Source organism: Acinetobacter sp. XS-4 (assembly GCF_023920705.1).
Classification (GTDB): Bacteria; Pseudomonadota; Gammaproteobacteria; order Pseudomonadales; family Moraxellaceae; genus Acinetobacter.
Window position 1 is genome coordinate 4135237 of sequence record NZ_CP094657.1, and the last position, 14608, is coordinate 4149844.

9 protein-coding genes, 2 tRNA genes and 2 rRNA genes are annotated in these 14608 nt (G+C 40.9%); 5 read left to right on the forward strand and 8 right to left on the reverse strand.

The window, feature by feature from the left end:
- Positions 1–32 precede the first annotated feature (32 nt).
- From MMY79_RS19235 to MMY79_RS19260, 6 genes are all read right to left on the reverse strand, one after another.
- Positions 33–2925: ribosomal RNA gene (locus MMY79_RS19235) — 23S ribosomal RNA — on the reverse strand.
- Positions 2926–3276: 351 nt separating this feature from the next.
- Positions 3277–3352: transfer RNA gene (locus MMY79_RS19240), tRNA-Ala, on the reverse strand.
- 56 nt (positions 3353–3408) lie between these two features.
- Positions 3409–3485: transfer RNA gene (locus MMY79_RS19245), tRNA-Ile, on the reverse strand.
- A 59-nt stretch (positions 3486–3544) separates the two neighbouring features.
- Positions 3545–5082, reverse strand: a 16S ribosomal RNA gene (locus MMY79_RS19250).
- The 16S and 23S rRNA genes sit together here with 2 tRNA genes alongside, the layout of an rRNA operon.
- 421 nt (positions 5083–5503) lie before the next feature.
- A complete protein-coding gene (locus tag MMY79_RS19255; RefSeq protein WP_252611039.1) occupies positions 5504–6055 on the reverse strand; it encodes a peptidylprolyl isomerase in 552 nt (183 codons plus the stop codon).
- A 157-nt stretch (positions 6056–6212) separates the two neighbouring features.
- Positions 6213–7283, reverse strand: coding sequence for an alpha/beta hydrolase (locus MMY79_RS19260; protein WP_252611040.1), 1071 nt, complete (start codon positions 7281–7283; stop codon positions 6213–6215).
- Positions 7284–7494: 211 nt separating this feature from the next.
- Between MMY79_RS19260 and MMY79_RS19265 the strand changes: the two genes are divergently transcribed.
- Positions 7495–7863, forward strand: coding sequence for a hypothetical protein (locus tag MMY79_RS19265; protein ID WP_252611041.1), 369 nt, complete (start codon positions 7495–7497; stop codon positions 7861–7863).
- A 167-nt stretch (positions 7864–8030) separates the two neighbouring features.
- On the opposite strand, the gene MMY79_RS19270 is transcribed toward MMY79_RS19265, so the two are convergent.
- The gene (locus MMY79_RS19270) at positions 8031–8261 is read right to left on the reverse strand and encodes a hypothetical protein (RefSeq protein WP_000733015.1); all 231 of its coding nucleotides are present in this window, start codon (positions 8259–8261) and stop codon (positions 8031–8033) included.
- Positions 8262–8652: 391 nt separating this feature from the next.
- Positions 8653–9519, reverse strand: a complete 867-nt coding sequence (locus MMY79_RS19275; RefSeq protein WP_252611042.1) for an MBL fold metallo-hydrolase — start codon at positions 9517–9519, stop codon at positions 8653–8655.
- A 107-nt stretch (positions 9520–9626) separates the two neighbouring features.
- Between MMY79_RS19275 and MMY79_RS19280 the strand changes: the two genes are divergently transcribed.
- The 4 genes from MMY79_RS19280 (at position 9627) to MMY79_RS19295 (ending at position 14544) form a co-directional block, all read left to right on the forward strand.
- Positions 9627–10520 carry a LysR family transcriptional regulator gene (locus MMY79_RS19280; protein ID WP_252611043.1) on the forward strand — a complete coding sequence of 298 codons (894 nt, stop codon included), beginning with the start codon at positions 9627–9629 and terminating at the stop codon, positions 10518–10520.
- A 162-nt stretch (positions 10521–10682) separates the two neighbouring features.
- Positions 10683–11237: a nucleotide exchange factor GrpE gene (grpE, locus tag MMY79_RS19285; RefSeq protein WP_252611044.1), complete on the forward strand. Its 555-nt coding sequence runs from the start codon at positions 10683–10685 to the stop codon at positions 11235–11237.
- Between the two features lie 118 nt (positions 11238–11355).
- Entirely contained in the window at positions 11356–13296 is a 1941-nt protein-coding gene (gene dnaK, locus MMY79_RS19290; RefSeq protein ID WP_003656004.1) for a molecular chaperone DnaK, read from the forward strand.
- 330 nt (positions 13297–13626) lie between these two features.
- On the forward strand, positions 13627–14544 hold the full coding sequence (locus MMY79_RS19295) for a matrixin family metalloprotease (protein ID WP_252611046.1): 918 nt from the start codon (positions 13627–13629) through the stop codon (positions 14542–14544).
- The last annotated feature ends 64 nt before the right edge of the window (positions 14545–14608 follow it).

Below are 14608 nucleotides of genomic sequence, written 5' to 3' on the forward strand. Positions count from 1 at the left end.
TGATGCTTTATATACAACTGCTTGGGTGTTGTATAGTCAAGCCTCACGAGCAATTAGTATTGGTCAGCTTCACATATCACTATGCTTCCACATCCAACCTATCAACGTCCTAGTCTCGAACGGCTCTTTAGAGGACATAAAGTCCTAGGGAAATCTTATCTTGAGGTAGGCTTCCCGCTTAGATGCTTTCAGCGGTTATCCCTTCCGAACATAGCTACCCGGCGATGCGACTGGCGTCACAACCGGTACACCAGAGGTTCGTCCACTCTGGTCCTCTCGTACTAGGAGCAGATCCTCTCAAATTTCCAGCGCCCACGGTAGATAGGGACCGAACTGTCTCACGACGTTCTAAACCCAGCTCGCGTACCTCTTTAAATGGCGAACAGCCATACCCTTGGGACCTGCTTCAGCCCCAGGATGAGATGAGCCGACATCGAGGTGCCAAACACCGCCGTCGATATGAACTCTTGGGCGGTATCAGCCTGTTATCCCCAGAGTACCTTTTATCCGTTGAGCGATGGCCCTTCCATACAGAACCACCGGATCACTAAGACCTACTTTCGTACCTGCTCGACTTGTGGGTCTCGCAGTTAAGCGCGCTTTTGCCTTTATACTCTACGCGTGATTTCCGACCACGCTGAGCGCACCTTCGTACTCCTCCGTTACTCTTTAGGAGGAGACCGCCCCAGTCAAACTACCCACCAGACATGGTCCTCGCCCCGGATTACGGGGCAGAGTTAGAACCTCAACATTACCAGGGTGGTATTTCAAGGACGGCTCCATTGGAACTAGCGTTCCAACTTCAAAGCCTCCCACCTATCCTACACAAGTAAGGTCAAAGTTCAATGTCAAGCTGCAGTAAAGGTTCACGGGGTCTTTCCGTCTAGCCGCGGGTACACTGCATCTTCACAGCGATTTCGATTTCACTGAGCCTCTGCTGGAGACAGCGCCGCCATCATTATGCCATTCGTGCAGGTCGGAACTTACCCGACAAGGAATTTCGCTACCTTAGGACCGTTATAGTTACGGCCGCCGTTTACTGGGGCTTCGATCAAGAGCTTCGCTTACGCTAACCCCATCAATTAACCTTCCAGCACCGGGCAGGCATCACACCCTATACGTCCACTTTCGTGTTTGCAGAGTGCTATGTTTTTAATAAACAGTTGCAGCGGCCTGGTTTCTGTGGCTGTCATCAGCTCAGGAAGCAAGTTCCATCACCAACAACAGCGTACCTTCTCCCGAAGTTACGGTACCATTTTGCCTAGTTCCTTCAGCAGAGTTCTCTCAAGCGCCTTGGTCTACTCGACCTGACCACCTGTGTCGGTTTAGGGTACGATTCCTGTGTAACTGAAGCTTAGAGACTTTTCCTGGAAGCATGGTATCAGCCACTTCGCTGTACAAGTACAGCTTGCTATCAGATCTCAGCATAGAGCACCCCGGATTTGCCTAAGATGCATGCCTACTTCCTTTCACCTGGACAACCAACGCCAGGCTGACTTAACCTTCTCCGTCCTCTCATCGCATTACACAGAAGTATTGGAATATTAACCAATTTCCCATCGACTACGCCTTTCGGCCTCGCCTTAGGGGTCGACTCACCCAGCCCCGATTAACGTTGGACTGGAACCCTTGGTCTTTCGGCGAACGGGTTTTTCACCCGTTTTGTCGTTACTCACGTCAGCATTCGCACTTCTGATACCTCCAGCATACTTCTCAATACACCTTCATCGGCTTACAGAACGCTCCCCTACCACTTGACTTAAAGTCAAATCCGCAGCTTCGGCACATAGTTTTAGCCCCGTTACATCTTCCGCGCAGGCCGACTCGACTAGTGAGCTATTACGCTTTCTTTAAAGGGTGGCTGCTTCTAAGCCAACCTCCTAGCTGTCTATGCCTTCCCACATCGTTTCCCACTTAACTATGATTTTGGGGCCTTAGCTGGCGGTCTGGATTGTTTTCCTCTTGACTACGGACGTTAGCACCCGCAGTCTGTCTCCCGGATAGTACTCATAGGTATTCGGAGTTTGCATCGGTTTGGTAAGTCGGGATGACCCCCTAGCCGAAACAGTGCTCTACCCCCTATGGTATTCGTCCGAGGCGCTACCTAAATAGCTTTCGGGGAGAACCAGCTATCACCAGGCTTGATTAGCCTTTCACCCCTATCCACAAGTCATCCCCTGGCTTTTCAACGACAGTGGGTTCGGTCCTCCAGTTAGTGTTACCCAACCTTCAACCTGCTCATGGATAGATCGCCTGGTTTCGGGTCTATACCCAGCAACTAAACGCCCTATTAAGACTCGATTTCTCTACGGCTCCCCTATACGGTTAACCTCGCTACTGAATATAAGTCGCTGACCCATTATACAAAAGGTACGCAGTCACCGAACAAGTCGGCTCCCACTGCTTGTATGCATGCGGTTTCAGGATCTATTTCACTCCCCTCACAGGGGTTCTTTTCGCCTTTCCCTCACGGTACTGGTTCACTATCGGTCAGTCAGGAGTATTTAGCCTTGGAGGATGGTCCCCCCATATTCAGACAAGGTTTCACGTGCCTCGCCCTACTCGTCATCATTATGTGTGCCCTTTCGTGTACGGGAATATCACCCTCTACGTTCGCACTTCCCAGAGCGTTCCACTAAAACACACATAACTTAATGGGCTGATCCCCGTTCGCTCGCCGCTACTAAGGGAATCTCAATTGATTTCTTTTCCTAAGGGTACTGAGATGTTTCACTTCCCCTCGTTCGCCTTGCAACACTATGTATTCATGTTGCAATACCTACCTTAAAGTAGGTGGGTTCCCCCATTCAGAAATCTCCGGATCAAAGGATATTTGCCGCCTCCCCGGAGCTTATCGCAGGCTATTACGTCTTTCATCGCCTCTGACTGCCAAGGCATCCACCACATGCACTTAATTACTTGACTATACAACCCCAAACAGTCGTCAACACCTACAAGTGAGTGTTGTCCGTGCGATTCTTCATCGCTACTATCTGTTGCCTGTGTACTTAAACACTGTACAGCTTCAATCTAATTCATATACCAAAACGCTTGATTCAGTTAATTTGCTAGTTCTCAATTCATTTAGATCAATTGCTTAATCTAAACTCTTGAGTGAACAATTTATTTCAGACTCAATTTTGCCAATCTGTTAATGAATAAACACGCCTTCGTCAGGTCATGCTTAATACCGTGATACTTAAATCACAGAAGTTAATAAACTAAGATCTAAATCTCTATTTACTAATTTCTGTAATCCGAACTTCTCTTAAGTTCTGGTGGAGACTAGGAGAGTCGAACTCCTGACCTCCTGCGTGCAAAGCAGGCGCTCTACCAACTAAGCTAAGTCCCCAGCTTACATCATCAGTTCTGTATCTTCTTTTCTATAACTTCAACCAGTCAAAGTCATGGTGGGTCTGACAAGACTTGAACTTGTGACCCCACGCTTATCAAGCGTGTGCTCTAACCAACTGAGCTACAGACCCTCAGATACATCTATGAAGAACAACTTGTTGTGGATTCTTACCAATCGTCAATCTTTCGTTAAGGAGGTGATCCAGCCGCAGGTTCCCCTACGGCTACCTTGTTACGACTTCACCCCAGTCATCGGCCACACCGTGGTAAGCGTCCTCCTTGCGGTTAGACTACCTACTTCTGGTGCAACAAACTCCCATGGTGTGACGGGCGGTGTGTACAAGGCCCGGGAACGTATTCACCGCGGCATTCTGATCCGCGATTACTAGCGATTCCGACTTCATGGAGTCGAGTTGCAGACTCCAATCCGGACTACGATCGGCTTTTTGAGATTAGCATCCTATCGCTAGGTAGCAACCCTTTGTACCGACCATTGTAGCACGTGTGTAGCCCTGGCCGTAAGGGCCATGATGACTTGACGTCGTCCCCGCCTTCCTCCAGTTTGTCACTGGCAGTATCCTTAAAGTTCCCGACATTACTCGCTGGCAAATAAGGAAAAGGGTTGCGCTCGTTGCGGGACTTAACCCAACATCTCACGACACGAGCTGACGACAGCCATGCAGCACCTGTATGTAAGTTCCCGAAGGCACCAATCCATCTCTGGAAAGTTCTTACTATGTCAAGGCCAGGTAAGGTTCTTCGCGTTGCATCGAATTAAACCACATGCTCCACCGCTTGTGCGGGCCCCCGTCAATTCATTTGAGTTTTAGTCTTGCGACCGTACTCCCCAGGCGGTCTACTTATCGCGTTAGCTGCGCCACTAAAGCCTCAAAGGCCCCAACGGCTAGTAGACATCGTTTACGGCATGGACTACCAGGGTATCTAATCCTGTTTGCTCCCCATGCTTTCGCACCTCAGCGTCAGTGTTAGGCCAGATGGCTGCCTTCGCCATCGGTATTCCTCCAGATCTCTACGCATTTCACCGCTACACCTGGAATTCTACCATCCTCTCCCACACTCTAGCTAACCAGTATCGAATGCAATTCCCAAGTTAAGCTCGGGGATTTCACATTTGACTTAATTAGCCGCCTACGCGCGCTTTACGCCCAGTAAATCCGATTAACGCTTGCACCCTCTGTATTACCGCGGCTGCTGGCACAGAGTTAGCCGGTGCTTATTCTGCGAGTAACGTCCACTATCTCTAGGTATTAACTAAAGTAGCCTCCTCCTCGCTTAAAGTGCTTTACAACCATAAGGCCTTCTTCACACACGCGGCATGGCTGGATCAGGCTTGCGCCCATTGTCCAATATTCCCCACTGCTGCCTCCCGTAGGAGTCTGGGCCGTGTCTCAGTCCCAGTGTGGCGGATCATCCTCTCAGACCCGCTACAGATCGTCGCCTTGGTAGGCCTTTACCCCACCAACTAGCTAATCCGACTTAGGCTCATCTATTAGCGCAAGGTCCGAAGATCCCCTGCTTTCTCCCGTAGGACGTATGCGGTATTAGCATTCCTTTCGAAATGTTGTCCCCCACTAATAGGCAGATTCCTAAGCATTACTCACCCGTCCGCCGCTAAGTGATAGTGCAAGCACCATCACTCCGCTCGACTTGCATGTGTTAAGCCTGCCGCCAGCGTTCAATCTGAGCCATGATCAAACTCTTCAGTTAAAAATCATTTTGCACCTTATTAAAGACAAGGTGCCAATTCTGGCTCATCAATTTTCTGACTTAAATTTCGCTCAAATAAACTTCGAGTAAGTTAAACCAATCAATCAATGATAATATTTCGATCAATCAATCAGTAAAAATCCACACAAGTTGTTCTTCATAATTTCTTAATGATCTTTCTGCTCTTCGTCAGAGACAGAATTCAACACAATACTAAGCTTTTCATCTTAACCCTGTAAGCTAAGATATTCTCATGTATCGCGTCGGGATGAGTGCATTATAGGGAAAAAAAATTGGTACGCAAGCACTTTTCTAAATATATGTGCTTGATCGATTCTTTTTCACCCAACTAAAATCAAAAAAAGTAAAAATATTAATTTAAGTTGCTGATATTTAACAAAAATATATAAATAGTTTATTTTTATTCTTTTTTGATTTTCACTTCTATTATTTTAATAGGTTGTTTAGGAACGTTCTGATGCATGCCATCATTGGTTGTAGGTACCTTTACAATACGGTCAACCACATCCATTCCTTTAATTACTTTTCCGAAAACTGCATAACCTGCGTTACCAGCCGAACGATTTAGAAAACTATTATCTGCAACATTAATAAAGAATTGACTAGTAGCAGAGTCAGGATTTGCAGTACGAGCCATTGCTAAAGTTCCACGGGTGTTAGCAATTCCATTTCCAGCTTCGTTTTTGATTGGTGCTCGGGTTGTCTTTTCCTGCATATTTGCAGTAAGTCCACCACCCTGCACCATGAAACCAGGAATTACGCGATGGAAGATCGTATCTTTATAAAAGTTCGACTTTATATAGGTTTTAAAATTCTTCACACTAATTGGGGCTTTCTCATCATAAAGTTGTATTTCTATGTTGCCTAAATTTGTTTGCATTTCAACTAAAGTGTCAGCCCAGACAGAATGACTGCTTAAACCCAAGCAACATAGCACTAATAATTTTTTCATATATTCCTACAATAAAATGCAAAACTTGATAAAGGTTAAATTTAATCGTCTATATAAAAGAATTCTAGTGAGTATTTATTATCTTTTATTTAAAGCCTTATATTTTAGATTTGTGTATGAGTCCACGTTCCACGTGAAACATGGACCAAATTTTTATTTAGCTATTTTTATCCCAAAATTTTCTAAAGTTTTTACTGAGCTCAATAGTGTAACGTTTGGCCTTTTTAGAAATAGGCGTCAAATTTATAAAACCATGAGTTTGATCTGAATATTCTTCATAATGCATTTTGACACCATTTTGGCGTAGCTTATAGCTATAGATTTTCCCTTCATCATGTAATACATCATGCCCAGCAGTAATCACAAAAGCTGGAGGATTCTTCTTCAAATTGCCATAGGTTGGAGAAATAATAGGATCATCTAGTTCTACGTTATGCTGGGTTGCATAATATTGAGTGACATTATTGATATCGTTATCCGTCAAAACTAATCCTTCGTTATAGGCATAGAAGGAAGGATGTCGGCTCTTGAAATCAACTGCAGGATAAATGAGAAGTTGGGCCTGAGGAGCATAAGGTTTATTTACTGATCTTTGAGCCACGACGGTACTGATGTTTCCACCTGCACTATCCCCCGCTACCGCAATTCGACCTTTTAATATTTTTAATTGTCTACGATTTTGATATACCCAAGCCAAAGCATCTTCACAGGATTGGATTAAATGTTGAGGTGAAACCTCAGGCGCAAGAGGATAATCGATACTGAGGACTTGTACTTTTGCATATTTTGCCAATATACGACAAACCTCATCATGAGTATCTAAACCACCTACAACAAACCCTCCCCCATGGTAGAAAACAAGAAGAGGTAATTTTTTATTAGGTGCCGGATGATAGTGTCTCGCGAAAACAGTTCCGCTTTGGAGAGGTAAACGAATATCTTCTACTGAATCAATATCAGTTGATTTCTGGCGTATAGCCAGCATTTGAGTATCGAACAGCCTTCTAGATTCAATTGGATCTGAGCCAATAAAACCGACACGACCCTGTTTAATTTGTACAGCCATCATACATTTAGTAAATGAGTCGAGATCTGGATATTGATAAGAATATCCAAGAATTTTGGCAAGTGATTCTTGAGCTAATCGAGGTAACTTATCAAGAGCTCGAGCAGCGGGCCCTTGGCCTTTTTCTAGCAATGTTTGAATTTTTTGATTGAATGCTGTCATGCCTATCTCCATGAATTCCTCTTATCCTTCATATTTTCTACAGAATTCTGTTGTTGTTTGACTATATTCGCATACAACTCACGTAATCAAGATACAAAGGTAAAACCCAAATTACGCTAATCTGATTTAAAGCAAATGTCATTAACAAATCTGTCACTTAAAACAGGACTTTTTTGCCAATTATTGTTAACAGACAAAAAGAGGTACGATTATGTCAACAAAGCTAGTTGTTACTTTATTAGCAACCAGTCTTTTAACTGTAGGCTGTGTGGCTTATACAGACGACCCTTCTTATCGTGGTGGTTATGGTTACCATGATCATGATACTAATCGCTATGATCGCAATGATGGACGTCGATATAATGATTGGGAGCGGAAACGCTGGGAAGAACGTCAAAGAATATATGAGCAACAACGAAGAGTTGCTCGCGAACAGGATCGAAATCGTCAAGAATGGGATAAAAAACGCCATGACGAGGATAGAAAACACCGTGATGACGATAAAAGACGCCACGAATGGGATAAAAAACGAGTAGAAGATCGGGATCATAATCGCCGAGATTCTCGTCATGATGACTAAATTCATTACTATATAAAAAGCCCCAAGAAGTTAAGTCTTTTGGGGCTTTTTTGAGACATCTAAATTCTCTTAATTATAGAATAATGAGTAGCAGCTCATTTCATATATAAACCGGCATCTTGAATATATGTATTCCATAATCTTTTAAATGTTCTTATCGCTAAGAATTACTGAGCAGTTGCAGAGCCTGAAACTGAACCTGAAGCGCCAGCATCAACTTGACCTGGTTGCGCTTGGCCAGAAACGCCAGCATCAACACCTACACCAGCTTGTACGCCAGATGGGCTAGCACTTGTTTGAGCAGAACCTGATGCATTTAAACCAGCTTCAGATGCACAACCAACAGCTGTAAAAGCAACACCAGCAAGTACTACAGAGATAAGACCTAATTTTTTCATAATCGCTTTCCTTTCATTACGACAAACACTTAAATGCAAAGATCATCTTCGCGCTGCCTATAATTCACAATTTTTTTTTCTGGCGTGCGTATCATTGGTTGTCTTTTGTAGTAATAGAAGTACAAATTGTGCAATTTTTTATTAAATTCACTTTCCCACTCTTAGCTCTATCTTTTATATAAAGATAGCAACTTAAGCTTTTGTTTAATTTTATCAATTTTCAATTTTGATCTGAGCCTTTTACCCTACTCAAAAAAATTCTATTTATAGAAACGCTATATAAGGTGCGTAGAATGTTACAGAGGTTTTTTGCTTAAAAATTCCTGTTTCCATTAAAAAAGCCGAGTATACACCACGGCTTCTCTACAAATTTACGATATTTCGATTTAAATTACGGCCACTGCATCTCGCCTTTTACAACTTTTGCACCTAACTCCAGGCTATCCACACTTTTTAATGTTGGATATTGTTTTTGCATGAGTTGACTCAGCTCACTCGCATTTTTACTTACTTTAGCCGCTTTCTCATAGCTTTTGAGATAATCTATCGAAAAGTTAACCGCATCTAAACCTTGTGGAGCTCCTTCAACCATATGAGCAGGAACAACTGTTTGAGGTTGAAGTGCTTTAATGCTTTCTAGAGTTTGAATCACTTCATTACGGTCTTTAACTTTTGGTGTATCTGCCATCCATAAATGAATGCCTGAAGATACTGGAATACCACCTACTACTGCTTTAGAAGAAGGAATCCATAAATAAGTAAGTTCTTTCTTACCTTTAATCTCGATTGACTCATTCTCCAGCTTTAAAGTTTTAGCAGTATAAGCTTGAGGCACAATAATTTGGCTAGGAGCATTTGCACCCATTTGTGGGCCCCAATATTTCACTTTAAGCGCTTGAGTATCTTGAATATGTTTAACAGTTTCAGGCGTCGCGATGATTTGTACATTTGGGAAGTATTGTTTAAATACATCTAAGCCAAAGTAATAATCTGGATCGCCATAGCTTACGAAAATTGTCTTGAGCGTTTTACCGCTATCGATAATGTCGGCAGCAATACGTAATGCTTCAGATTTTGAAAATTGCGCATTAACCAATAAAACTTCTTTATCGCCTTCAATTAAAGTAGAAGTCACGCCAAAATGTTCGGGTTTAGCCAGAAAACTTTGGATTTTTAGATCTTGCGCAAAAGCTGAGGAAGCCATTGTCAAAGCTGTGGCAGTTGCTAGGGCTGAAGCAGTTAATTTAAAAAATTTCATTATGTATTCTCCAATTTCATGAGGAATACTTTAAATTGCAATCTCTGTAAGATAAATGCACTAAATTAAGATAAACTGTTGCATATATTGTAATAATGATAAAGCATATGGATACGTTAAAAGCCATACACGTCTTTGTTTCTATTGCTCAACATGGCAATTTAACTAAAGCTGCCGAACATCTTAATTATTCCCGCGCCATGGTTTCTCGCTATCTTGAGCACCTAGAGCACACATTCTCAACTCGACTATTTCAAAGAAATACCCGAAAAATATCTCTCACTCCAGCCGGTGAAAAAGCCCTACTCTACTGCGAAAATATTTTACAACAACAACAACTTCTACAAGAGCTGGCGGCACCTGAACAACATAACGGTACGATTCGCTTTACCTGTGGTTTATTTTTATTTCAATTAGGTGTTGGGGAATGTATTCGTCAATTTAAAAAGCAGCATCCACATATTCAATTTGACGTATATCTTACTGAAAATACAATTGACTTGATTGATGCACAGGTCGATTTAGCCTTGCGTATAACGCAAAAAGTTGCAGATGGATTAATTGCTAGACCAGTCTGTCAGATTGAATCGGTATTTTGTGCTCATCCTGACTATTTAAAAGAGCACAGCCCCCTCTCTCACCCAAGACAACTTATTCAATATGAATGTTTAACTCACCATAGCCAGCATCAATACTGGACTCTTTTTGATGAAGAACAACAACCGCAGAATTATCCTTTAAACGTGACCTTTAAAAGTAATGATGTAAATGCTGTTTATGACATGTGTATACATGCCCAAGGTGTGGCAATGTTGCCCTCACTATTAGTTAAGAAAGATTTAAAAGAAAAACTTCTAGTTCCTCTATTTAAAAACTTTTCGGCTCCGGAATTAAGTCTGTCAGTGGTATATGCATCAAGACAACATTTACCCAAAATAACGCAGGAATTTATTGCTTTTATGATCGAAAATTTAGATTTTTACTTAAAACCGCAAAATTAAAAGTTTTAAATTGCCGTGTACGCTTGAATTTTTAGGCAATGCCCATACTTCATCCCTATTAATGAATTACAGCATATGCATGGCAGTTCAGGTTTTACCCAGTAAATGCTGATGCCAAAAGGACTGTACATGTTTAAAAACCCATTTAAACGGAGATCATCAATGGCTAATGAGCAAAACGAGCAAGCTCAAGACATTCAACACGAGCAAGCAGAGCAATCTAATGAGCAAACTCAGGCTGAAGGTGTAGAGCAAGCAAACGACGTTACCGTTGAATCTTTACAAGCGCAAATCACTAAATTAGAAGAAAGTCTGAAACTTGAAAAAGCACGTACAGCCAATGCTGTCTACGAAGCACAGAAAAGTGTAGAGCGTATTCAACGTGAGTCTGAAAAGCACAAAGAAACTGTGCTTGAAAAATTTGCAAAAGAATTATTGGATTCTGTAGACAATCTAGAGCGCGCAATTCAAGCGGCGGGTAATGAAGAAACACCAGTACTTGAAGGTATCAAATTAACGTTGAAGTCGCTTTTAACTGCGCTTGAAAAATTTGGCGTTGTAGAAGCTGACACTAAAAATGGTTTCAATGCAGATTTACATCAAGCAGTTGGTATTGATCCAAATGCTAAAGCGAATGAAATCGGTACTGTTTTACAAAAAGGCTATACCTTAAATGGCCGCTTATTGCGCCCTGCTATGGTTATGGTCGGTCAATAGACAAATTTTTGAGAGTTTTTAGATTTTTTTTAGCTAAAACGCTTGAAAAAAATAGATTCACTCTCATATCGGATAACAAGCAAAAACATTGCAAAAGAATTTTTGAGGAAAAAGTCACATGGCAAAAATTATTGGTATTGACTTAGGTACTACCAACTCATGCGTTGCTGTACTTGAAGGCGATAAAGTAAAAGTAATCGAAAACGCTGAAGGCACACGTACAACTCCATCGATCATCGCTTATAAAGATGGTGAGATCTTAGTGGGTCAAAGTGCTAAGCGTCAGGCAGTAACTAACCCGAAAAATACATTATTCGCTATTAAGCGTTTAATTGGTCGTCGTTATGAAGATCAAGCGGTACAAAAAGACATCGGTCTTGTACCTTATAAAATCATCAAAGCTGACAATGGTGATGCTTGGGTTGAAGTAAACGACAAAAAATTAGCGCCTCAACAGATCTCTGCTGAAATCTTGAAAAAGATGAAGAAAACTGCAGAAGATTATTTAGGTGAAACAGTAACTGAAGCAGTTATTACTGTTCCTGCTTACTTTAACGATGCTCAACGTCAAGCAACTAAAGATGCGGGTAAAATCGCTGGCTTAGACGTTAAACGTATCATTAACGAACCAACTGCTGCTGCACTTGCGTTCGGTATGGACAAAAAAGAAGGCGATCGTAAAATTGCTGTTTACGACTTAGGTGGTGGTACTTTTGACGTATCAATCATTGAAATCGCAGACCTTGATGGCGACCAACAAATCGAAGTGTTATCAACAAATGGTGATACTTTCCTTGGTGGTGAAGACTTTGATAACGCGTTAATTGAATTCTTGGTTGAAGAATTTAAGAAAGAACAAAGTGTGAACTTGAAAAATGATCCACTTGCGTTACAACGTTTGAAAGAAGCTGCTGAAAAAGCAAAAATCGAGCTTTCTTCATCGAATGCAACTGAAATCAACCTTCCATATATCACTGCTGATGCGACTGGTCCTAAACACTTAGTGATCAATGTAACTCGTGCAAAACTTGAAGGTTTAGTTGCTGATTTAGTTGCTCGCACAATTGAGCCTTGCCGCATTGCGCTTAAAGATGCTGGTCTTTCGACTTCTGACATCTCTGACGTAATCTTGGTTGGTGGTCAGTCTCGTATGCCACTTGTACAACAAAAAGTACAAGAATTCTTTGGTAAAGAGCCACGTAAAGACGTGAACCCTGACGAAGCAGTTGCAATCGGTGCTGCGATTCAAGGTGCAGTATTGTCTGGTGACAAAACTGACGTTCTTTTATTAGACGTAACACCATTAACTTTAGGTATTGAAACAATGGGTGGTGTATTAACACCAATCATTGAGAAAAACACGACGATTCCTGCGAAGAAATCACAAGTGTTCTCTACTGCTGCTGACAACCAGCCTGCTGTAGACATTTCTGTTTACCAAGGTGAACGTAAGATGGCTCAACAAAACAAATTGTTGGGTAACTTCCAATTAGGCGACATTCCACCTGCTCCACGCGGTGTGCCACAAATTGAAGTATCTTTCGACATCAATGCTGATGGTATCTTGAAAGTATCTGCTAAAGATAAGAGCACTGGTAAAGAGCAATCGATCCAGATTAAAGCGAACTCAGGTTTGTCTGATGCTGAAATCGAAGCAATGATTAAAGATGCTGAAGCGAATGCTGAAGAAGATCGTAAGTTTGAAGAACTTGCAAAAGCTCGTAACGAAGCTGATGCATTGATTTCAAGCTCGAACAAAGCAGTTAAAGATCTTGGTGATAAAGTTACTGAAGATGAAAAAACAGCTGTAAGTACTGCGGTTTCTGAACTTGAATTAGCAACCAAAGAAAATGATGTTGAAGATATCAAAGCTAAAACTGAAGCTTTACAAAACATCTTAATGCCTATCACTCAACGTGCTTATGAACAAGCACAGCAAGCTGGTGGTGCAGAAGGCTTTGATCCAAATGCATTCCAAGGTGGCGATGCAGGTCAACAAAAAGCTGATGATGGCGTTGTAGATGCAGAGTTTACTGAAGTTAAAGATGACAAAAAATAATTTGTTTCTTTAATAAAAAACCGCGCTTAGGCGCGGTTTTTTATTGGTTACAAAAAATAACAATAGGTTTTTAAATATATTTTTAAATTTTCTAGTGTCAAAAAAGTCAATCATAAAAACTAATCTATTCATTATAAAAAAGATTTTATAAACTAAAATACACTGTTACTTATTCCAGTAATTATTCCATTATTGCCAAGTCTAAAAACATCTTTTTAAATTTTTCTACCAAGATCACAAAGCTCTCCCACTCTCCTGTACTTTTTATCATTTTGACGAATTAAATTAAGTAGCTAACAATAAGATTTTATTTATATTTTTTATTTTGCCATGAAAAAAATTCTATGGTGGGGATTGAGCTTATGTTTATGCATAGGCTTTCAAACAACGATTTTTGCTCAAAGTAATCTACCAAGGGGTTTATCTAATCAACCTTTAAAGTATCGAATTGCTTTTATTGATCCACGGTTTCAATTAACTCAAGAAAAATTTATTGAAGTTAGCCAACAAGCTGCCGAAATCTGGCACAAAGAGACTGGAAAAAGCTATTTTATTTATGATCCTGAAGCAGAGTTATCAATTAACTTAATTTATGATGATCATCAAATGATGAAAAGCGAGCAACAGGAAAATTTGAATTCACTCATGCAAAAGCAGGAACAATGGCGCATTAAAAATGAAGAAATTGTTTTAAACAAACAAGAAGTTGATCAGCTATCATCAGATTTAAGCAAAAAAAAGATCAGCCTAAAAGCTGAGTTTGAGCAATATCAACGAGACGTAACACGCTTTAATCAAGGGGAACATCGATACTATCATGCCGGTGAGTTAAAAGAGCAGCAAAATGAATTACAGCAAAAGTCTGGAAATCTGCAAAACGAATCAAATAATTTAAACCTTAAAATTCAATTACTTAATACAAAAATTAAAAAACTAAATCAAGAGCAAAGTGATTTAACAACTTTAATGACACAATTTAAGCTAGAGCAAAAAACCAGTATTCAGCCCTTTCATAAAGGCTTATTTAGCAAAAACCAAATTCAAATTTATGGTTATGCCTCTTTAAATGATTTACGTTTGACCCTTGCTCATGAGTTTGGTCATGCTCTAGGACTAAAACATACCACGGATCCTAAATCTTTAATGTACCCCCGTTTAAAAGAGCAAGATATCTATAATTTCAAATTAACAGATTCAGATTTAGAGCTATTAGGCTCTAGTTATAGTTCAATTGAGGGAAATCATTAAAGTTAAATAATTAAAAAAACTAAATAAAACTAAATATACTGAATTTTTTCTAAAAAATAATTTG

Excerpts from the sequence above, each read along its gene's own strand:
- MMY79_RS19255 (WP_252611039.1), bottom strand. The coding sequence starts at position 6,055 with ATGAAAAAATTATTAGTGCTATGTTGCTTGGGTTTAAGCAGTCATTCT.
- dnaK (WP_003656004.1), top strand. The coding sequence starts at position 11,356 with ATGGCAAAAATTATTGGTATTGACTTAGGTACTACCAACTCATGCGTT.
- MMY79_RS19275 (WP_252611042.1), bottom strand. The coding sequence starts at position 9,519 with ATGAAATTTTTTAAATTAACTGCTTCAGCCCTAGCAACTGCCACAGCT.
- MMY79_RS19260 (WP_252611040.1), bottom strand. The coding sequence starts at position 7,283 with ATGACAGCATTCAATCAAAAAATTCAAACATTGCTAGAAAAAGGCCAA.
- MMY79_RS19265 (WP_252611041.1), top strand. The coding sequence starts at position 7,495 with ATGTCAACAAAGCTAGTTGTTACTTTATTAGCAACCAGTCTTTTAACT.
- grpE (WP_252611044.1), top strand. The coding sequence starts at position 10,683 with ATGGCTAATGAGCAAAACGAGCAAGCTCAAGACATTCAACACGAGCAA.
- MMY79_RS19280 (WP_252611043.1), top strand. The coding sequence starts at position 9,627 with ATGGATACGTTAAAAGCCATACACGTCTTTGTTTCTATTGCTCAACAT.
- MMY79_RS19270 (WP_000733015.1), bottom strand. The coding sequence starts at position 8,261 with ATGAAAAAATTAGGTCTTATCTCTGTAGTACTTGCTGGTGTTGCTTTT.
- MMY79_RS19295 (WP_252611046.1), top strand. The coding sequence starts at position 13,627 with ATGAAAAAAATTCTATGGTGGGGATTGAGCTTATGTTTATGCATAGGC.